Here is a 20,505-nt window from a genome sequence, read left to right on the forward strand (position 1 = left end):
TAATCGGGGGTATGAATGGACAGGCTAACAAGCCTTATCGTGTTCGGTCGTGTGGTCGATTGCGGGGGATTCTCGGCGGCTGCGCGCAAGCTCAACATGTCGGTGACGATGGTGGGCAACCATGTGCAATCACTTGAAGAGCGCCTCGGCGTGCGGTTGTTAAACCGCACCACCCGCAAGGTCAGCCTCACGGAGACCGGCAAGTTCTACTACGAACGATCGACCCAAATACTGGGAGACCTCGACGACGCCGATCGCGCCGCCGGCGCCTTGAACACAACACCCCGCGGCACGCTGAAAGTCCATACCAGCACAGCGATTGTGCGATTTCTTCTGCCCGTCGTCAGCGAATTCATGGAGCTCTATCCGTCGATTTCACTTGACTTGAAGATCGGTGAACAGGCGATCGACATGGTCGAAGACGGCTACGACCTGATGATAAGAACCATACCGCCGCCGGACTCAAGCCTCGTTGTCAGGAAGCTAACGCCCTGGCGTCACATTCTCACCTGTTCGCCGTCCTATCTGGAGACGCATGCGAAGCCTGAAAGTCCGGCCGATTTAACGGCACACAATTGTCTTCGTTATGCCTATTACCCTTACGGAGAGGAATGGCGTTTCGAAGGGCCCGACGGAGGTCACCAGATCGTCAAGATTTCAGGAAACGTGGTATCGAACAGCGCCGAAACGCTCCGACACCTTGCGGCGACAGGGCGGGGCGTGTTTCTGGCACCCAGTTTTGTTGTCTTCGACGATCTAGCTTCGGGGCGGCTTGTCCGGATAATGCCTGACGTGAATGCGGTCGAGTTCACCATCAACGCGGTCTACCCTAACCGCAGCCATCTCCCGACTAAGGTTCGCCTGTTCATCGATCTGCTTGCGGATCGTTTCGCAGAGCATCGAAAGTGGATGACTTGACGAGGGAGTTCCGGCCCTTCATTGCAGGGGGGCTATCAGTCATCCGGCTCCGTCAGGTTGTTGTGATCGGAACCTACGATGAAGACTGCAAGCAGGCTGGCTAGGACTTTCTTGCGCGCCTTCTTGCTGATGCTGTGCTTCGAGCCAGGCAACTCAAAGAAATTTTCACCCGTCTTGTAGATGCAGACGGGTGCACTATCAACCTTGCTGCGGATCGAACCACCTGTAGTAGATCTTGTCAGGCGTGCCGACCTGCAGCAATTCCCCGTCCATCATCACCGCAATACGGTTCGGACATCATCATGGCCTCGGCCTGGTCATGGGTGAGATAGATAAAGGTCGCGCCCAGCGCGCGGTGGAGCTGTGCAATTTCGCTGCGTGCCTGGACGCGCATTTTGGCATCCAGATTGGAGAGCGGTTCGTCCATTAGAAAGGCGCTCGGGTTTCGCATCATGGCACGCGCCAGCGCCACCCTTTGCCGTTGACCGCCCGAGAGCGCCGCCGGCTTGGCTGCTTCAATACCTCGATCGACAGGGATGCACCCCGCGCCACCTCGCTATCGATGTCGCGCAATCGTTCAGCCGCTCCCGGATAGAGGACGCCCGAGAGACGGCAGGCGTTCGATGGAGTTCAGGCGGCGCATGGTCAAAGGCACTTCGATGTTCTGTTCCACGGTTAGATGCGGATAAAGCGTATAGGACTGGAAGACCATTGCAAGATCGCGGTCACGCGGCCTGACGGCGCCCACATCCGGATCGTTAAGACGGATGGTCCCGCTTGTCTGCGATGTCGTTTGAGGTTTGAGGTTTTGGGTTCGGCGGGCTGCGGGTCTCGGTGCTGGCGATAGGCGACCATTTCACGTTGTACCCTGCCGGCACGTCGGTTATACTTTTTTTGAAAAACAGTATAACCGTGGAGTCGAGCCTATGAAGTCCATCGACCTCATGTACCAGACAATCCTCGCCGAATTAGGCCAGCGCTCGCTCGATGCCGCGTGGACAGCCGACTTTCCATCGGAAGGTCGGTTCACTCCCGCGAACGTTAAGGGGCGGAGGTATTGGTACTTCGACATACCTGATGGGCATGGCGGCACGAAACGTCGCTACGTCGGCCCTGCAGACGACCCGGATGTCGCACGGCGTGTAGGCGAACACAAGCGGGACAAGGACGATCTGCGTGCTCGCAGGCGCATGGTCAATACGCTGACCCGCGAAGGTGGAATGATCGCTCCCGACGCCATGTCAGGTGACATTGTCGAGGCTCTGGCAGACGGCGGTCTCTTCCGGCTCCGCGGTGTTCTCATTGGTACGGTGGCCTTTCAATGCTACTCAGGACTACTGGGCGTCCGCCTTCCCATGGCATCGATCCTGACCGGCGATGCGGACATTGCACAGCATTATGCCATCAGCCCGGAGGTGGAGGACAGCCTGCCGCCTGTCCTTGAGCTGCTGCGGGGCGTCGACGCCAGCTTCCGACCGGTTCCCCATCGATCAGGATTTGCGGCATCGTCGGCGTTTCAAAATGCCAACGGCTACCGGGTTGAATTCTTGACATCGAACCGTGCTTCGGATGACTACATCGACCTGCCGGCGAAGATGCCCGCCTTGGGCGGCGCCAGCGCGGACCCACTACGCTTTCTCGACTTCCTCATCAGGGAACCTCTCAGGACAATGCTGCTCCACCGAAGCGGTGTGCCAGTTGTCGTCCCCGATCCATGCCGCTACGCGATCCACAAGCTCATCGTCGCTAGCCGCCGGCACACCGATGGGCAGGGGCCGGCGAAGCGGGAAAAAGAAGTTCGCCAAGCTGCGCTGCTTCTCGAAGCCCTGCAGCAGACAAGGCGATCCGCCGACCTGGCGCTTGTGTACAATGAAGCGTGGAAGCGCGGCTCTGCTTGGCAAGAAGGAATTCGGTCCGGGGCGGGCATGCTGCAAGAACAAGATGCCGAGCGGTTTGAAACGGTACTGATCGACGGCGCAAAGAAAAATAGGGAAGAAATCAAGCTTCCGTTTGGAGAATAGGGTATCCACCACTCGAAAGCCAAGCAGTTGACTTAATTCGACGTGAATAAGAAAAATATAGTGCCGAGGGTTCGGTTCCTTTCAAGCGCACACATTCAGATAGGCCTGACATCCCATCCATTAGGAAAGACCGTACCAGGCGCCGCGGCCGGCACCGTGCAGGACGAGGTGCCCTTGATTCACGAGTGCTTTGAGGTGATCTTTGATGGTGTGACGGCTTGCATCGGTGATCCGTGCAGCCTCCACCGTCTTGATGGAAAGCGCGTTTCTCCTCAAGGCAATCCTCGGTGTCGACACCTTCCTTGTTTGCCGAAGCAGCTGAGTCATCCGGAGCGCCATATGACGTGCGACCTGTGGGCGCATCTCGGAACAACGGGGCGTGCTTCATCAGAATCGGCACTCATCAGCCGAGGGGAGCAGCAACCTTTTGTATGGGATGTATTATCCGTGATCTAAAGTCACTCAAGGGCTCAGGTCTAGAAAACAAAAAACCTTGCAAATCGGTGCAGCCCACTGCGATCAAGAAGTCCCGTTGACCCTGAGTTTCGACACCTTCCGCTGTAGTCTCCTTGCCCAATGTACGGCTCAGGCCGACGATCGCGGATATGATAGCCGCACCCTCGGCGCGCGTGCCGAGTAGCCTGACAAAAGATCTATCGATTTTAATTCTGTCGATGTTAAATTGAATGACGTGGCTGAGTGACGAGAACCCTGTGCCGAAATCGTCGAGGGCGATACGAACACCGTGAGCCCGTAGCCGCGTTAGCGCGGCCAAAGCGTTCTCGTTGATGTTGAACAGTGTTGCTTCTGTCAACTCTAGTTCCAGCCGGGATGGAGATAACCCTGTCACAGCGAGTATTTCAAGCACATGACGATCAAATTCGGGATGCCGCATTTGCGAAGGCGAAACGTTGACTGCGATGGATATCTCTGTTGGCCAGTTTGATGCAGCTTCAGCCGCCTCTCTCAAGACCCATGCGCCGAGCTGATTGATAATACCGGCTTCCTCAGCAATCGAAATAAATTTATCAGGCGTTAGCAGCCCATGCGTCGGGTGGTTCCACCGGACGAGCGCCTCGGCGCTTGAAAGCTCGCAAATTTGGTCGGAACGATACACTCCCTGAAAATAAACCTCCAGATTGCCCTTATCGATGTCTGGCCGGCCGCTTTCCACGGAGGCAGACGAACTGCCTTCCAGGACGAGACGCAGATCCCTTTTGAGAGCCTCCCGTGCCTCGACTATGCTGTCCATTGAATGATCATAGGCAACAGCTCTGCCTCGACCGGCCGTCTTCGCCTGGTAAAGCGCAACGTCTGCGCGGCGAAGGAACTCATCGAGCGTCTGTCTGTCATCATCGAACGTCGTGACGCCAATCGAGCCTCCTACGCGAACAACGATGTCGCCGCCGCGAAGCTGAAAGGGATCACTCAAGGCCCTGATGATTTTTTCACAAAAGACGATCTGATGATCAGCATCTCCTCCACGCTTAGGCATTAGCAACGCAAACTCGTCTCCGCCAACACGGGCGAGGGTGTCACTCGAAGTTATCAGGTTGGAAATCCTTGCGACGACCGCAAGCAGAAGTTCGTCACCGGTGGCATGTCCGTATGTATCATTTACTTGTTTGAATCTGTCCAAATCGATGAGTGCGATAACAGCGGTGCTACGATCGGCCTTCATCGAGGCAAGACACGCCTCAAAGCGAGAGGTGAACAAAGCTCGATTGGGAAGTCCGGTCAACACGTCGTGAAGCGAGAGATGTTTTGCATGGTGCTCGCTAGCACTCAACTCATTCAGGCTTCCGCGCAAGCGCCCCATCAATGCAAAAAACGAACCTGCGATAATCAATCCCGCAATGGAGAGTACAGGGATCAGGCGTCCTAGAACTCTTGAACCTGGCAAGTCGGGCTTCCAAATGATGAAGCCTATAGGTTCACCTGTTGCCGTCGCATCTATTTCAAAAGCAACTTCAGTGGAATCCTGATCCGCACTACGCGCGTACCGGGCGCCGGCCAAGCCTTGTTCGCGACTGAGGGTGTCGAGCGTGACGCCATCGAGGAAACGAACGACCAAGAGATATAAGTGTTCTCCTTCTTCATCCCTGGCGGTCGTCGAACTTACTACAGGGATCACGCCCACGACAGAAGGGCGGCCCTCAAGTCGCATCAAACCAACGCGTCCAGAGGCAGTTAGCGGATCATGTTGCACCAACCGTTTTTCCAGATCGACGACAAGCGGTTGGAGCAGCGGCCTGACCCACTTGAAACGGCGCGTTGCTTCTGGGTCCGAGGTGAGGGCAAGCTCTCCCTTGGCGGTAGTTAGAAAAGCGGCATTGAAACCAAAGGCTGTCGTAGCAATCCTTCCGAAGGTTTCTGCAGATGCGGGTTTACGGCCTTCGCTTGGAAGACCAGTATCGCCCTTCGCTAAAACCGTATCGCCAATCAAAAAGGAAGCGTAGCCAGCGCCTATCAGTTGCATTTCTTGAGAGACACGCGTCACCTGATCACTCAAACGGCCGGTAACAAGTTGCCGCTGACGATCAAGGGCTGCAGCATCGCTTTCCGAACCGGCCCAAACGGCAGCCAAGAATACTAGCGCAAGGATCCCGAGCGCGCTAACAGCGAGCAGAATCAATATCGATCCAGATGATGTCCGCGTCACTCTATAAGTAAATAGATTTTGGATCGAATTGCCAAGCACGCGACTTCCCCCAGTCGACTGGACATTGACTTGTATTGATTACGAATTGCTTTTCAAGTCATGCTGAAATTAGCATACAGGCGAAAAAGCTCCTTAATAGTTGCATGATATGTATGACCAAAGCGATGTCAGGTCTTGGCAACACTGCCGAGCGCATCAGCATTGGTGAGACATGAATTTTATAAAAATCTTACTGGGATTTGTGTGTCTGACGTCGCTCGGATGTCTATTCGCCGCGGGCGTTGGCCTCGCTGGAGAAACTTCAGATTCCAAAAGCATCAGGATCGCCGTTGAGGGGGCGTTTCCGCCGTTCAACTATGTCGATTCCAACAATCAACTTCAAGGTTTCGATGTCGACATTGGAAAAGCGCTTTGCAAGGTTGCGGAGTTGAAGTGTGAGTTTGTTGTGCAAGAATGGACAACCATGATCCCTGATTTGCTAGCGGATCGCTTTGACGCAATTGTCTCGTCCATGTCGATGAGCGCGGAAAGACGAAAAAGCGTTGCATTCACCCAGAAGTACTATGACAGCCCATCGGTATTCATCGTTAGAAAAGGGAGCAATATTGCGGGTACAGGCATGGAGGACTTAAAGAAGCTCCGGCTAGGCGTGACGGCAGCCACTTCACAAGAAGCTTATGCGAGACGGTTTTACGCGGGTGTGTCTACTACTGAGTTTCATGCATCGCCAGACCTTTATAAAGCGCTTGTCGATGGAAGTGTGGATATAATTATTGAGGATAAACTGGCAATCTACGATTGGCTGGCAAACACAAAAGCAGGTAGTTGCTGCGAGTATAAAGGATCCGATATAAAGAATACGGAGTATTTTGGCGATGGCGCGGGGATTGCGGTGCGCCCTTCCGACACGGAACTGCTGAAAAAATTGAATTCTGCGATTGAGGTAATCGAAGCGGACGATACGTACGATACTATTAATGCCAAATACTTCCCGTTCAGCATACGCTAACGCTACCTGAAGAAATCTTACTAGGATGCCGACGCATTTTCGAAGTTGACATTGACACGGAGACACGACCACAAATAGTAGCTCGCCTGTCACAACATACATTTAGCCCGTTAGCCCGTGAAACTGGACCTGAATTCCATAAAATGGTGTTGCGCTATACACAGACACACAGGCCCTTTGCTGGTCACCGAGACGAGCCCCTTATAGACGTAAATCTTTGACAAGAGGGATTTTCGCCCTCATAAAATCTACTTGAAAGATGGCATCATTCTGACAGTGTTGATATCAACGCCATCGTTTTTGAGAAGGTGATGTCAGTGCCTGCTGTCACTAGCGGAAATCGGTCTGACGAAACGCATCATGCCCTACGGGTGCGGGCGGCTCATCATGGCCGAAGCACTGAAGCCAAGATACGTGCTATCATAGAGGCCGCCGTACGTCCCTCTGAGCGCCTCAAACTTGGTTCTCTCCTAGCTGCGATTGGTCGTGATACCGGGCTTGCTAAGGGCGATGTTGAGGCACTGCAGAAAAGTCGCGATAACGGACCTGCTGAACCGATGATTTTCGAATGATCTTGTTGGATACGAACGTCATTTCAGAGCCATGGAAGCCGGTTCCCGATCTGGCGGTGGTCGCATGGTTAGATGCCAAAGCTATTTAGACACTGTTTCTCTCAGCGATAACAATTGCTGAGCTACGCTTCAGATTGCTGCGATGCCCTTAGGGAAGCGGCAATCCATTCTCCGAGATCGCCTTGAAGGAGAGGTGCTGATGCACTTTCAGAGCGCATACTGGCATTCAATCTAGCGGCTTCACAGCTCTATTTTGAACTCCTGGTGCGCGCTCGGGTATATGGGAAGGCTATTGTAACCGCCGTCCACGTTTTGTCAGCCAGTGCCTGATCCAGCCGTACCTGCCCGAGCGCATAGGCTCCAAGCGCGTTGCCCTTCGACTCGACCGACGTCTGGTCCCACAGAACCGCATTGAGATTGTCGTTGGCCTGTGTTGCGACCAGATCGGCGGCCGATACGAACGGTGCGTCCAAAGTTCCAGGGAACAGCAGAAGCGCAGTACTTGCGGCGTAGCGGTGGATCTGTCTTTTCCTCATGCATTCCTCCTTGTGTTGAACCCTGCCATTTTTTTCGCGGCAACATCTTCGATGTCAACGCAGGTCTCGTTCGCGCTTGTCACAAATGCGGTTGCGTCAGGATAACGTCTCGCAACGCTTTCCCTGGTGGTCAAAGAAGTGAAGGGCCGTCTCCGGGGCCGCGATCACGACTTCATCGTTGATCCTGACGGCGGAACGTCCCGGTACACGGAACGTGATTGCCTGACGGTCTGGCAAGACTGCATGAACGTAGCTTTCCGCCCCGACCAGCTCGACCGCAAGGACGCGAACCTTCGCACGAAACGCTTGTTGGCCTTCAGCATCGGTCACCAAGAAATCTTCCGGCCTTATGCCAATCGTTGTGACCTGCTTGGCTGCGAGCCTATCTCCAAGACGGAAGTCCGGATTTTCCGGGACGCAGTTCAGGAGGTTCATTGATGGAGAGCCTATAAAGGTGGCAACGAAGGTCGTGGCAGGCTTCTCGTAAAGCTCGATGGGCGAACCCACCTGCTCGATCCGGCCGGCGTTGAGCACGACCAGCCGATCTGCCAACGTCATCGCCTCCATCTGGTCATGCGTGACATAGACACTCGTCGTTTTTAGCGAGAACTGCAGGCTCTTAATCTCGACACGCATCTGGACGCGCAGCTTTGCATCCAGGTTCGATAGCGGTTCGTCGAACAGGAAGGCTGCCGGCTCTCTCACGATTGCCCGGCCCATGGCAACACGTTGACGCTGGCCGCCGGATAGTTGCCGCGGCTTTCTTTCGAGAAAAGTCTCAATCTCCAGCGATGATGCGGCCTTTTGGATGCGGCTATCGATTTCGGCCTTGGGCATATTGCGGTTCTTCAACCCATAGGCGAGGTTCTGGCGCACCGTCATATGCGGATAGAGCGCGTAGTTCTGGAAGACCATGGCGATGTCGCGCTCGGAGGGCTCGAGTTCGTTGACGACACGGCCGCCGATAGAGATCTCGCCTGAGGATACGCTCTCCAGGCCGGCAATCATTCGCAGCAGCGTCGATTTCCCGCAGCCCGACGGGCCGACCAGAACAACGAATTCGCCGTCCCCGATCTCCAGCGAAACGCCGGAGATGGCCTCGATAGTCTTGCCATAGGTCTTGCGGACATTCTTGAGGGTGATTGCAGCCATTACTTCTCAGTCTCCACGAGCCCTTTGACGAACCAGCGCTGCATCAGCACCACGACGAGTATGGGGGGAATGATTGCCAGAATCGCTGTCACCATGACGAGGTTCCACGGTGTCGATGCGTCGGTGAAATCGACCATCTTTCGCAGTCCGATGATGATCGTGGTCATCTGGGCGTCGTTTGTGACCAGGAGCGGCCAGAGATACTGCGTCCAGCCATAGATGAACAGGATGACGAAGAGGGCTGCGATGTTGGTGCTCGATAGCGGAAGCAGAATATCCCGCATGAAGCGGAACGGCCCGGCATTGTCGATCCGCGCGGCCTCGAGCAGTTCGCCGGGGATCGTGAGGAAGAACTGACGAAACAGGAAGGTCGCAGTGGCCGACGCCATCAACGGCAAGGTAAGGCCGGCATAGCTATCGATCATTCCGAGATCGACGACCACTTTGTAGGTCGGCAGGATGCGGACCTCGACCGGCAACATCAACGTGATGAAGATCATCCAGAAAAACACCATGCGAAGCGGGAAGCGAAAGAACACGATGGCGTAGGCTGACAGGAATGAGATGACGATCTTACCTGCGGCAATCACGACCGAGACGAGGATAGTGTTCCAGAGCATTCGCTCCAGGCTGACGCCAACCACTTTCTCGACGCCGCCCGAAAGAGCGTCGCCATAGTTCTCCAGGAAGTGACTGCCGGGCAGCAGCGATATCGGAGGTTTCAAGATTTCCGCAGATGTCATCGTTGATGCGACGAAGGTGTAATAGATCGGAAAGGCGACAATGATAATGCCAAGGATCAGCATCAGGTGCCCGACAAGATTGGCGATGGGACGTTTTTCGATCATGAGCGAATCTCACGCATAGTGCACCCGCCGTTCGACGAAGCGGAACTGGAAAGCTGTCAGCCCGATTACGATTGCCATCAGGATTACCGATTGGGCAGCGGATGAGCCCAGGTTGAGATTTACGAAGCCATCATTGTAGACCTTATAGACCAAGGTCTCGGTCGCCTTGGCCGGGCCACCCTTAGTGACGGAATCGATGATGCCGAAGGTGTCGAAGAACGCGTAGACAGTGTTGACGACCAGCAGGAAGAAGGTCGTCGGGGCCAGCAACGGGAACACGATAGTCCAGAAGCGTCGGGCGCCACGAGAGCCGTCGATGGCCGCGGCCTCAAGCAAGGATTTGGGAATGGCCTGCAAGCCCGCGACAAAGAACAGGAAGTTGTAGCTGATTTGTTTCCAGGCCGCGGCAACGACGACAAGCGAAATCGCCTGGTCGCCTTTTAGCAACGGATCCCAGGCAAACCCATTGCGACGAAGCAGGTATGCGAACGTACCCAATGGCGGGATTGAACATGAAAAGCCAGAGCATGCCGGCGACGGCTGGCGCCACGGCATAGGGCCAGATCAGCAGTGTCCGGTAGAGGGTCTTGCCTCGCACCACCTTGTCGGCTGCTGTCGCCAATGCAATGGCTGCGATCATGGAGAGTGCCGCAGTCGCCACGCTGAAGACGACTGTCACCTGTAGCGAATGGAGGTAGCTCGGATCGCCGAGGACCTGCCAAAAGTTCGCCAGACCGACGAATCCACTCTTCATGCCGAACGGATCTTCACGCTGGAGTGACTGGTAGAGTGCCTGGCTGGCCGGCCAGAAGAAGAACACCACCGTCAGGATGATCTGCGGCGCAACCAGGAGGTAGGGCAGGATCTTGTTTGGAAAGACGACGTTTTGCACGGCGATCTCCTCGAAGGGGAGGGCGGTCCGCGAACAGGGCGCGCGGACCATGGCTTCCTGCATTCAGTTACCGTTCGCCTGTGCGATCGCTGCGTTGCCTCGTTCCACGGCCTTGTCGAGGGCCGTCTTTGCGTCCTGCTTGCCGGCAAGCATCGCCTCGAATTCCTCATTCATGATGTCGCGGACCTGTGGCAGATTGACGAGGCGGACACCCTTGGAGTTTGCCGTCGGCGGTTTGCCCATCATCTGCAGGATCGGCGTCTCCATGCCGGGGTTCTTCTGGTAGAAGCCGGACTTCTTCGTTTCCGCATAGGCGGCCATCGTCACCGGCAGGTAGCCGGAGACCTGGTGCAGACGGGCCTGGATCTTGGTCTGCGACAGGAAGTGGAAAAACTCACCGATGCCTTTGTATTCCTGATCGGTCTTGCCGGTGAGGACCCAGAGGCTCGCACCGCCGGGAATGGTGTTTTGCGGACGACCATCTCCCTCGTCATAGGGAAGCTGGCCAATGCCATAGGCAATGCCGGCCTTGACGATATCACCAAGGCCGCCAGAAGACTCCGTCAGGATCCCGCATTCGCCAGATGTAAAGAGTTGCTTGGCCTCTGATGTGCGGCCGCCATAACGGAACGTTCCATCCTTCGCCAAATCGGCGATTGCCTGGAAATGTTGGACAAACGGTGCCGAGTTGAACTCCAGCTTGACGTCCGTGCCGCCAAGACCATTTTCATTCGTGCTATAGGGCACGTTGTTCCAGGCTGCATAATTTTCCGTCTGAATCCAGGTGAGCCAGGTCGAGGTCAGCCCGCAATTTGCGGCGCCACTCGACTTGATCTTCTTTGCAGCGTCGAACACCTGTGCCCATGTCTTTGGCGGGATCGCCGCATCCAGGCCGGCTTTCTTGAAGATGTCCTTGTTGTAGTAGAGGATTGGCGAGGAGGAATTGTACGGGAAGGACAGCATGGTACCGTCCGGCTTCGAGTAATAGGAGACGATCCCCGGCAGGTAGTCTGCCTTGTTGAACTCGTAGCCTGCCTTCTTCAGAACGTCGGCCGCCGGCATGATCGCTCCTTCGGCTCCCATCATGACGCCGCTACCCGCATCGAAGACCTGCAGGATTGCCGGCGATTGCTTGGCGCGGAATGCTGCGATACCTGCGTTCAACGTTTCCGGATAGGTGCCCTTGAAGACAGGGACCACCTTGAAATCCTTTTGGCTCTCGTTGAATTCTTTGGCGAGATTGTCGACCACTTCGTTGTTGGCGCCCGACATAGCATGCCACCATTGAAGCTCTGTCGCTGCAAACGTGTGCGGGGCGCCTGCTATCGAAGCCATTGCCGCGATGGAGCATGTTATAATGAAACGATTGGTCATGTTTCCTCCCTGTCCTTCATCTTCAATCACATGCAACGGCGACCCTCCCAGATCACCATTGCAACTGCCGTACGCTCTCCAAAATCCCAGTGCTTCCGCTCTGGATGCAAAGGCGTTCACGGGATTTAGAGCAGCGTGGTTCTCCGTCCAGATGGAGGGAGATATTTATAAGCCAGCTATCGTTCTTGGCCAATCCCGGACACTTGCGCCGACATGCCTGGATTGCGGGATACCTCTCAGTTCATTGCGGAAATTGTCCCGCAACTCGTGAAACGAGGACAAGCCAAGCCCGACTGCCAGGCGCGATACCGCACTGGTAGGGACACCTGCAGATAAGGCGACGGTCTTGTATGACCCGAATGCCCTCCTGTCTGGATGCCCGAGCGCGCAATCGGCGAGGCGCATCAGTTGCTCCTGCAAAAGACCTGTCTTCGTCAGACAGACGAGCAGTTCGCTTCTGACTTGTGGAGGTCGCGATTGCAAGATCATCGGTATCTCCTGTACATCATGTTCCAATCAACCTAGTCCTGATTTACAAGCCAGCAATCTTTTTGAGATCATCAATCGCGCCCGGGGCTGCGGCAAGGACCTGGTAGCCCCTGGTCAGACGCTCGCCTTCTGTCGGAAAGGGGTGGTACCAGCCGCCGGCTTCCTTCACGAGGCAATAGCCCGCCAGGCAATCCCAGGCGTGCATGTAGGGCTCATAGTAACCGACGAGGCGACCTGCCGCGACGTAGGCGAGCATCAGCGCGCCGGAGCCGTTGCGGATGAAATTACCCCCCGCTTCGAGGATGCCTTCGACAATCTTGCCCACGGAGGCGGGGGTCACGTGGCTGTTGGCACCAAACCCTGTCACCGCATTCTGTATAGTGCGGCTTGCGTCGAGCGAGAGTGACTTGCCATTTAGTGTCGCACCTCTCCCGAGGCAGCCCGCGTACACTTCGTCGAAGCAGGGAGCGTAAATTACCCCGACGACAGGGATACAGTCATGAAGAAGGGCGATGGAAACGCACCAGTTTGGCATGCCGTTGACGAACGGGCTCGTCCCATCGATAGGATCGACGACCCAGGTATAACCAGAGGTTCCAGCCTGAAGGCCGTATTCCTCTCCCAACACGCCATCCGCGCCGTATGCCTCGCCGAAACGGGAACGGATTAGCTCTTCGACCTCACGATCGGCGATCGATACGACGTCCTGAAGGTCGCGCTTCGTTTCGATCACAAGCGTTTCGCGACGGTTGAAATAGTCGAACGCGAGCTTTCCAGCTTCAAGGGCAACGGTCTGGGCTAGAGTGAAGCGCCCTTCAAGGCCGGAGACGGTTTGGGAGGTCATTGCGATTTTCCTTGTGGGATACTGCACGGAATTGAAACGGCGGCATGCTTCATGCGCCGATGATGGCGATGCCCCGCTCCCGAAAGCCGATTGTCACCTCGGTCGAAGACGGAAGAGGCTTTTCGACCGCACTGTCGATAACGAACAGCGTCGACGACCGCGTCTTGACCTCATATTCGACGTGATCTCCCAGATATGCTGCATGTATGATGTGGCCGCTGAAGCTGCCGGGCGAGGCACCCGGCGAAAGCGTTATGGCGTTCGGCCTAACGGCGAGCTGGGCTGGGCCCTTTGCGGCCTTCAAGGTTGGCATCCGGTGCTGCAGACCCTCGACGTTGATCACCGCGTGGCCAGGCTCGATTGCGATCACATCACAGGGAACGACATTCGCCTCCCCCATGAAGTCGGCAATGAAGGCCGAGGCAGGTGTTTCGTAGAGATCGCGCGGTGCGCCTTGCTGGGCGATCTCGCCATCCTTCATGACGATAATCTGATCAGACACGGCCAGCGCCTCATCCTGGTCGTGGGTAACATAGACGGCCGTAAAGCCTAGACGTTGCTGCAACTCGCGAATTTCCGTCCGCACCCGTCTGCGCAGTCGCGCATCGAGATTGGAGAGCGGCTCGTCGAGGAGCAGAACCTGTGGCTCCAGAACGAGAGCGCGGGCGACAGCGACACGCTGCTGCTGGCCGCCGGAGAGTTCGGCTGGCAGCCGCTTGCCCATGCCGCCAAGCCCGACCAACTTCAAGCCCTCTTCGGCCCGCTCACGCGCTTCCTTCCTCTTCAACCCGGAAGACTCCAGACCATAGGCGACATTGTCGAGCGAAGTCATATGGGGAAACAGGGCGTAGCTCTGGAAAACCATGGAGACATCGCGCTCGTTGGCGGGCAGCATCGTCACATCCTTGCCGGCAATCAGGATGCGGCCAGAGGACGGATGCTCGAGACCCGCGAGCATCCGCAATGTCGTCGTCTTGCCGCAGCCAGAGGGGCCGAGGAGCGTCACCAGCGTCCCAGGCGCAATGGTCAACGACAGATCCGGAATGGCGGTGAAGGCGCCAAAGATCTTCCTGACACTCTGGAAAACCACGGAACCGGGTTTGATCATGCTCATGTTGGATTCTCCTGACCGATCGGCGTGGGTGCGATTACGACGGGGGCGGCGATCGTAACGCGGTTCTCGCGTCGCAGACGGCGTTCACCGACGATGAACTGGAAGCCTGTGATGACGGCGATCATCACGACGATCAGCGCCGAGGAGTAGGCGATGGCGACGCCGTATTCGCCATTTTCGACCAAGCCGACAATGAAAGCGGTGGACATGTTGTACTGGGCGCTGACGAGAAAGATGACAGCGCTGATCGATGTGATGGCGCGCACGAAGGAATAGACGAGTGCCGCCGTGATGGCAGGGCGAAGGAGGGGAAGGATAACCTTTCGGATCGTCCGGAAGCTGGTGGCGCCCAGCGTCAGGGATGCCTCATCGAGGCTCTTGTCGAGCTGGCTCATGGCGGCAACGCCGCCTCGGACGCCGACCGGCATGTTGCGGAAGACGAAGCAGGCAACAAGGATCAGCGCGGTGCCTGTCATTTCCAGTGGCGGCAGATTGAATGCCATGATGTAGCTGATGCCGATGACGGTGCCCGGAATAGCGAAGCTCATCATCAGTGCGAACTCGAAGATGTTCCGGCCGACGAACCGCTGGCGAACAATGATATAGGCGGTCAGCAGGCCGACAGCGGCCGTCAAGGGTGCGGAGATCAGAGCGATTTCCATCGTCGTCCAGAATGAGTTCCAGGCAACCCCGGACCATTCCAGCCCCCCGTCGTTGCGCAAGCCGATGGAGAACGCTTTGATGTAGTGTTCGATGGTCAGGCTGCTATCCAGCCCCCATGTTTTCACGAAGCCACCGAACAGGATCATACCGTAAACGACGAGCGTGAATGCAATCCACGGAATAACCATGGCGTGGACGGCGATCGACAGGCCTTTCGGCAGGGCAATGTGCGCACCCGAATCACCCTTGCCGGTCACGGTGGCAAAGCTCTTGCCGGAAAGCCAGAAGCGCTGCGTGATGAAGGCTGTCATCGTGAACACCAGAAGGATCATCGCAAGCACGGCTGCTCTTGACGGATCGTTCTGCGAGCCGACCACAGCGAAGAAGATTTCCGTGGACAGCACGCCGTGGCTCCCGCCTAGCACCATTGGATTGCCGAAATCCGCCATGCTTTCGATGAATCCGATCAGGAATGCATTTGCCAGACCCGGCGTCATCAGCGGCAGCGACACCCGCCAGAATGTCCGCCAGCGATTGGCGCGCAATGTTTGCGAGGCCTCTTCCATCGAAGGACTTACACCTTCGACGACACCAATCAGCACCAGAAACGAAATCGGGGTAAAGGATAGCACCTGAGCAATCCAGATCCCTGTTAGGCCATAGAGCCAACGGCTGGGTTCCGCACCGGTCAAGCTGCCCACCCATTCAGTGACGACACCGGAGCGTCCGAACAGCAGAATCAGCGCCAGACCGATGACGAAGGGCGGCGTGATGATCGGTAGGATAGTCAGCAGCCGCAGACCCTTTTTGAAAGGAAATCGGGTGCGGGTGGCAACAAGGGCAAAACAGAGCCCAAGCAGGGTTGCTCCCGTCGCAGTCAGGATCGCGAGGCAAAGCGTCCGCCATGCGACGCCGCAACTGTCGCCACCGACAAGGCAACTCAGGCTCCAGACCGAAGGATCCTGGATATTGGAGATGAAGCCGGTCGCGTCGAATGAGCCGTCGATAGACTGGAAGGCCCCGACGAACATGCTGCCGACCGGGTAGAATACAAAGATGGCCACAAGGAAGATCAACATGGTGATCGAGCCTATGACAAACGCATCGCCCTTCATCACACCGCGTTTCGCAAGGCCGAACGAAAAAAGCAGGACAAACACGATTGCTGTGACAATGGCGCCGGCGCCCATCGAGGGCTGCCCGTCCGACATGGGGCCAAACAGAGTTTCGCTGACGGACCAGCTCCAGCCGGAGAAGTTGATCGCAAGGCCTTGGAATATCAGATAGGCGACGCCGATTGCACCCGCCCAGGCAAGGACGAGCCCTTGACGCTCAGGCGCGCCGATGAAGCGCGATGCGCCCGCCACCAGAAGCGGAACAGCCGCAACCAGCAGCCACCAACGCCCGAACTCAAATATTTCCAGAGCCGCAGGGGCTATTGCCAGATCATTCGGATAGCTGGAGAGCCAACCAAAACTGTAGAAGCCGCCCTCGATCCCGTACCAGGGCAACACGATCATGGCCAAAAGTCCGACAATGAATGCGACATCCTGCCTGCGACTGGCTTGTGTCATGTCTATTTATCTCCGCTCAAGTTTTGTGAAGGCTGCCAAAGATCAGTTCGGCAGCCAACGGCACTGGGGCTCAGTTAGCCTTGGCGCCGATCTCCTTGTTCCAGCGGGAGAGCAAGGCCTTGCGGACAGTCGGATCGCCATATTTGGCGAAGTCGTAATCAATGAGCTTGATGTCGTCGAACTTCGGCGCTTCCTTCGGCACCTCGGCAAACTTGTTGGACGGAAGCTGATAGGACTTGCCGTCCTTCATGTGCGATTGCGCTTCTGCCGACAGAGCCCAGTCATACCATTTCTCGGCATTTTCCAGGTTCCTCGCGCCCTTTACGATCGACATCGAGCCGATTTCGTAACCCGTGCCCTCGCAGGGCGCGACTGTCTTGATTGGGAAGCCCTCGACCGTCTGGGCTACAGCATCGTGCATGAATACGATTCCGATCGTCGCTTCACCGCGCGCGGCGGACTTGACGGGCGCAGAGCCGGATTTCGTGTACTGGGAAATGTTTGCGTTCAGCTTGGTGAGATACTCGAAGGCCTTATCCTCACCCATGATTTGCACGACCGTGGCAAGGCTGTTGTACGATGTCCCCGACGAGTTTGGATTGGCGATCTGGATTTCACCCTTGTAGGAGGGGTCGAGAAGATCAGCCCAACATTTCGGTTCCTTAAAGCCTTTCTTCTTCAAGAGCTCCGTATTGTAGCCCCAGCCAAGTGCGCCGGCGTAGACGCCGACCGTACGGAACTTGGAGGTTTCGGCCTGCTTTTTGGCCCAATCCTGAAGTTGATCGAACAATGGTGATTTGTATTCCTGCGTCAAACCTTCGGCGGCGGCCTGAAGATGCGGATCGCCTGTCCCCGCCCACCAGATGTCGGTCTTCGGATTGCGGGCTTCGGCGCGGATTTTCGCGTAGGTCTCGCCTGCGGAGAGGCGAACCATGTTCACCTTGATGTCCGACTGCTTCTCGAACAGGCTCTTCATAACGTCGCAAACCTCGGGGTCCGCCGAGCAGATCATGTTGAGGTCGCCTGCCGCATGGGCCGAATAGGCGCAAAGGGACACACCCGTGGCAAGCAATGCCGCGGCCAATTTGATGGATCGCATAGTTTCCTCCGTTAATACGACGCCTCCACGCCGTTCGCTGTTTGCAAGCGTGTGCAAATGCTGCCTGCGAATACTAAGCCTGTCAACATGTTTGTCATAAAAATACCATTAAAGTCGACAGCACGCTTCTTGCACGGCTTTGCAAAAAGGTGCATGAATCTGTGCAAAACACAGGGAGCTAGGTGCGTGTCTCAAAAACTCTTCGTCAGTGCGGACGAGGTCGCCAAGCGGGCAGGGGTGTCGCGCTCGGCCGTGTCGAGGGCGTTTACACCTGGCGCGTCCGTGTCGGCATCGACGCGTCAAAAGGTGGTCCAGGCTGCCGAAGAACTTGGCTATCATGTCAATCATCTTGCCCGTGGCCTGATGCGCAACGAAAGTGGGATTGTTTGCCTCATCGTTTCTGATGTCGCCACACCCTATCGGTCGGCGCTTTTGCGGGAGCTGACGCAGCAGCTCCAGTTGGCAGGCAAGGTCGCCATGCTTGTCAATACGGATCGATCGGACGGCAGCGTTGATCGCGCCCTGCAACAGGCCATCCGATATCGAGCCGATGCATCGATCATCATGTCCGGTCTACCCGACAAGTCGATCGCCCAGCTCTGTTTGCGCAGCGGCCAAAGGCTTGTGCTGATCAATCGCGACGACGACCAGCCGGGCCCCTTGCGGATCAATCTAGATGATACCGAAGCGGCGCAAAGGGTCGTAACCGCATTCGTGCGGGCGGGATGCCGACGGCTTGCATTTGCCAATTCCGACGCGGGCACGCCAAGTCTGATGGCGCGTGAGACGGGTTTCGTTGCCGCAGCGAAGGCGCAGGGACTGGATGTCACCGTCGAGCGTTACGGTCTCACCGGATATGAATCCGGGAAGGTGCTGGCACAACGACTGCTTACCAAAAGCGAGCGCCCTGACGCCGTGTTTTGCGCGACTGACCTGTTGGCGTGCGGGTTTATGGATGCTGCCCGTCATCAGTTTTCGATTTCGGTTCCTGAGAGCCTCAGCATTGTTGGCTTCGACGATATCGAACAAGCGTCATGGTCTTCCTACGAGCTGACCACCTTCGCGCAGCCAGTGATGGCAATTGCAAGCGAGGCCGTCCAATGGCTGTCGGCGGAGCCGTCAGGCGACCCCGATCAGACATCAAAACGACTGCATGCCGAATTCGTGTGGAGAGGATCCGTCCGAGCGGGGTAGTCGTTCAGTCGCCCCTCAAGACTGGGCTTGCAAAATGTCGATCGCGGTCAACTATCTGTCTAAACGAGAGAAATTGGGATATATGACGTTTTGTGACAATGGCGCTTGCTTTATCGAGGAAGGTTGGAAACCATAGTCGGCTAACAGAAAGCCGATCGGGAAAGCCTTCCGGTTTTGCCTGGTTGGGTTTCTCAGAAGAGGGCTAGAATGGCATTTCCTTTCGGTCTCATTGCTCTTGTGACACTCATCAACACCAAGTACCGCTGAGCCGTCCTGGGTTGCGGTTCTAATGAGAGGCTTGCGCAAGCGGATGAAGCGTTCGCACGAGCCCACGGGTTTGGAAACGCACGTCACGGCTCGGCTGGCCGGGCACCACCTTACCATCATATCCAGGGACCGTCTGAGCACGCGCCCAAGCTAGCAACTGCTCAACAAGGGCACATGCATTTGATACGGCAACCGGCGCGCGCGTTTGTGATTATACCCAGGAGAAATTGGGAGAGCGTGCAACAATTATTTCATGCTAGATTGCAATCACAAATTTACCACTCGGCTCTGTGGCAGAAGCAGCAGGTCAACTGTTCTCATCCCATCAAGGCACCGAATAGTTTGAACGGAGTACGGTGTGGAAAGTTCACACTATACTCCGAGCTTCAATTCATGCCTTAAAACAGACCGAGCGCAGAATCACTCATCGACAACGGCATTCTTCAGGACGGCCAAGCCCTCTATATCCACCTCGATCACATCTCCGGCCTTCATCCAGAGCGGCGGATTTCTCTTCGCTCCGACGCCCCCAGGGGTGCCGCTGACAATCACGTCGCCAGGCTCGAGGCGGGTAAACGTAGAGATATATTCGATCTGCTTCGGGATATCGAAAATCATCTGGTCGAACTTGGCTTCCTGCACGACCTGACCATTCAAGCGTGTCTGAATGCGAAGGTCGCCGAGCGGGCCCAGTTCATCCGGCGTCATCATCCAGGGACCGAAGGCACCGGTATCCGGGAAGTTCTTGCCTGGCGTGAACTGGATGGTATGGCGCTGAAAGTCGCGCACACTGCCGTCGTTGTAGCAGGCATAGCCCGCAACATGCGACATCGCGTCCTCGCGAGTGATATATCGCCCGGCCTTGCCTATGATGACAGCCAGTTCGCCTTCGAAGTCGAGTTCGGCCGAAACTTTCGGACGGACGATCGGCGCGAGATGGCCCGTCTGGCTGTTGGCATAGCGAGCAAAAATCGTCGGGTGCTCGACTTCGCTGCGGCCGGTTTCCTTGCGGTGCATTTCGTAGTTCAATCCAACGCAGAGGATCTTGTCCGGGTTCGGCACCACCGGCAGCCACATCACTTCGGACAGTGGATAGGATTTTGCGCCTTCGAGCGCGGCGCTGATTCCGTCCAGTCCAGCCGATATCGCTGCCTTGAGATCGGGGTAGCGGGACGCCAAGGCCGCTCCGACGTCGAAGGCCCGGTCGTCTTGGACAACGCCCCAGCTCGTCTGGCCGTCGTGACTGAATGTTGAGAGTTTCATCTTGTGGTCTCCTT

15 protein-coding genes and 2 pseudogenes are annotated in these 20,505 nt (G+C 56.4%); 5 read left to right on the top strand and 12 right to left on the bottom strand.

From position 1 onward, the window contains the following. The first annotated feature begins 15 nt into the window (after positions 1–15). The gene (locus J5274_RS21665; RefSeq protein WP_219275004.1) at positions 16–918 is read left to right on the top strand and encodes a LysR family transcriptional regulator; all 903 of its coding nucleotides are present in this window, start codon (positions 16–18) and stop codon (positions 916–918) included. Between the two features lie 228 nt (positions 919–1,146). On the opposite strand, the pseudogene J5274_RS21670 reads toward J5274_RS21665, so the two are convergent. Then, a pseudogene (locus tag J5274_RS21670) lies at positions 1,147–1,693 on the bottom strand (ABC transporter ATP-binding protein); the annotation flags it as partial. 151 nt (positions 1,694–1,844) lie between these two features. Between J5274_RS21670 and J5274_RS21675 the strand changes: the two are divergent. Continuing rightward, positions 1,845–2,939, top strand: a complete 1,095-nt coding sequence (locus tag J5274_RS21675) for a GSU2403 family nucleotidyltransferase fold protein (RefSeq protein WP_219275006.1) — start codon at positions 1,845–1,847, stop codon at positions 2,937–2,939. A 403-nt stretch (positions 2,940–3,342) separates the two neighbouring features. Here the strand turns inward: J5274_RS21675 and J5274_RS21680 are convergent, their stop codons facing one another. Further along, positions 3,343–5,640: a bifunctional diguanylate cyclase/phosphodiesterase gene (locus J5274_RS21680; RefSeq protein ID WP_219275008.1), complete on the bottom strand. Its 2,298-nt coding sequence runs from the start codon at positions 5,638–5,640 to the stop codon at positions 3,343–3,345. 172 nt (positions 5,641–5,812) lie between these two features. Here J5274_RS21680 and J5274_RS21685 point away from each other — a divergent pair, with 172 nt between their 5' ends. Then, on the top strand, positions 5,813–6,610 hold the full coding sequence (locus J5274_RS21685) for a transporter substrate-binding domain-containing protein (RefSeq protein ID WP_142831727.1): 798 nt from the start codon (positions 5,813–5,815) through the stop codon (positions 6,608–6,610). Between the two features lie 317 nt (positions 6,611–6,927). Then, entirely contained in the window at positions 6,928–7,182 is a 255-nt protein-coding gene (locus tag J5274_RS28920; protein ID WP_257625738.1) for a plasmid stabilization protein, read from the top strand. 248 nt (positions 7,183–7,430) lie between these two features. Here the strand turns inward: J5274_RS28920 and J5274_RS28925 are convergent, their stop codons facing one another. The 9 genes and pseudogenes from J5274_RS28925 to J5274_RS21730 all read right to left on the bottom strand — a co-directional run bounded on the left by J5274_RS28925 (position 7,431) and on the right by J5274_RS21730 (position 17,767). After that, the gene (locus tag J5274_RS28925; RefSeq protein WP_257625681.1) at positions 7,431–7,718 is read right to left on the bottom strand and encodes a hypothetical protein; all 288 of its coding nucleotides are present in this window, start codon (positions 7,716–7,718) and stop codon (positions 7,431–7,433) included. Between the two features lie 96 nt (positions 7,719–7,814). Beyond that, on the bottom strand, positions 7,815–8,870 hold the full coding sequence (locus J5274_RS21695) for a sn-glycerol-3-phosphate import ATP-binding protein UgpC (protein WP_219275010.1): 1,056 nt from the start codon (positions 8,868–8,870) through the stop codon (positions 7,815–7,817). Further along, positions 8,870–9,718, bottom strand: a complete 849-nt coding sequence (gene ugpE / locus J5274_RS21700) for a sn-glycerol-3-phosphate ABC transporter permease UgpE (RefSeq protein ID WP_219275011.1) — start codon at positions 9,716–9,718, stop codon at positions 8,870–8,872. The genes J5274_RS21695 and ugpE overlap by 1 nt, the downstream gene beginning before the upstream one ends. A 9-nt stretch (positions 9,719–9,727) precedes the next feature. Further along, positions 9,728–10,610 (bottom strand): annotated as a pseudogene (gene ugpA, locus J5274_RS21705) (sn-glycerol-3-phosphate ABC transporter permease UgpA). A gap of 63 nt (positions 10,611–10,673) precedes the next feature. After that, positions 10,674–11,984, bottom strand: a complete 1,311-nt coding sequence (gene ugpB, locus J5274_RS21710) for a sn-glycerol-3-phosphate ABC transporter substrate-binding protein UgpB (RefSeq protein WP_219275013.1) — start codon at positions 11,982–11,984, stop codon at positions 10,674–10,676. 532 nt (positions 11,985–12,516) lie between these two features. Then, positions 12,517–13,317 carry an inositol monophosphatase family protein gene (locus J5274_RS21715; RefSeq protein WP_219275015.1) on the bottom strand — a complete coding sequence of 267 codons (801 nt, stop codon included), beginning with the start codon at positions 13,315–13,317 and terminating at the stop codon, positions 12,517–12,519. A 49-nt stretch (positions 13,318–13,366) separates the two neighbouring features. After that, complete coding sequence (locus J5274_RS21720) at positions 13,367–14,431, bottom strand: ABC transporter ATP-binding protein (protein WP_142831719.1); 1,065 nt, start codon at positions 14,429–14,431, stop codon at positions 13,367–13,369. Continuing rightward, complete coding sequence (locus tag J5274_RS21725; RefSeq protein ID WP_219275016.1) at positions 14,428–16,668, bottom strand: iron ABC transporter permease; 2,241 nt, start codon at positions 16,666–16,668, stop codon at positions 14,428–14,430. Before J5274_RS21725 ends, J5274_RS21720 begins: the two co-directional genes overlap by 4 nt. 70 nt (positions 16,669–16,738) lie before the next feature. Beyond that, positions 16,739–17,767 carry an ABC transporter substrate-binding protein gene (locus tag J5274_RS21730; protein WP_219275018.1) on the bottom strand — a complete coding sequence of 343 codons (1,029 nt, stop codon included), beginning with the start codon at positions 17,765–17,767 and terminating at the stop codon, positions 16,739–16,741. A gap of 186 nt (positions 17,768–17,953) precedes the next feature. Here J5274_RS21730 and J5274_RS21735 point away from each other — a divergent pair, with 186 nt between their 5' ends. After that, a complete protein-coding gene (locus J5274_RS21735) occupies positions 17,954–18,961 on the top strand; it encodes a LacI family DNA-binding transcriptional regulator (RefSeq protein ID WP_142831744.1) in 1,008 nt (335 codons plus the stop codon). A 687-nt stretch (positions 18,962–19,648) separates the two neighbouring features. On the opposite strand, the gene J5274_RS21740 is transcribed toward J5274_RS21735, so the two are convergent. Further along, a complete protein-coding gene (locus tag J5274_RS21740; protein ID WP_219275020.1) occupies positions 19,649–20,491 on the bottom strand; it encodes a fumarylacetoacetate hydrolase family protein in 843 nt (280 codons plus the stop codon). Positions 20,492–20,505: the final 14 nt, after the last annotated feature.

The organism is Rhizobium sp. L51/94, assembly GCF_019355555.1.
Taxonomy (GTDB): Bacteria; Pseudomonadota; Alphaproteobacteria; order Rhizobiales; family Rhizobiaceae; genus Rhizobium; species Rhizobium rhododendri.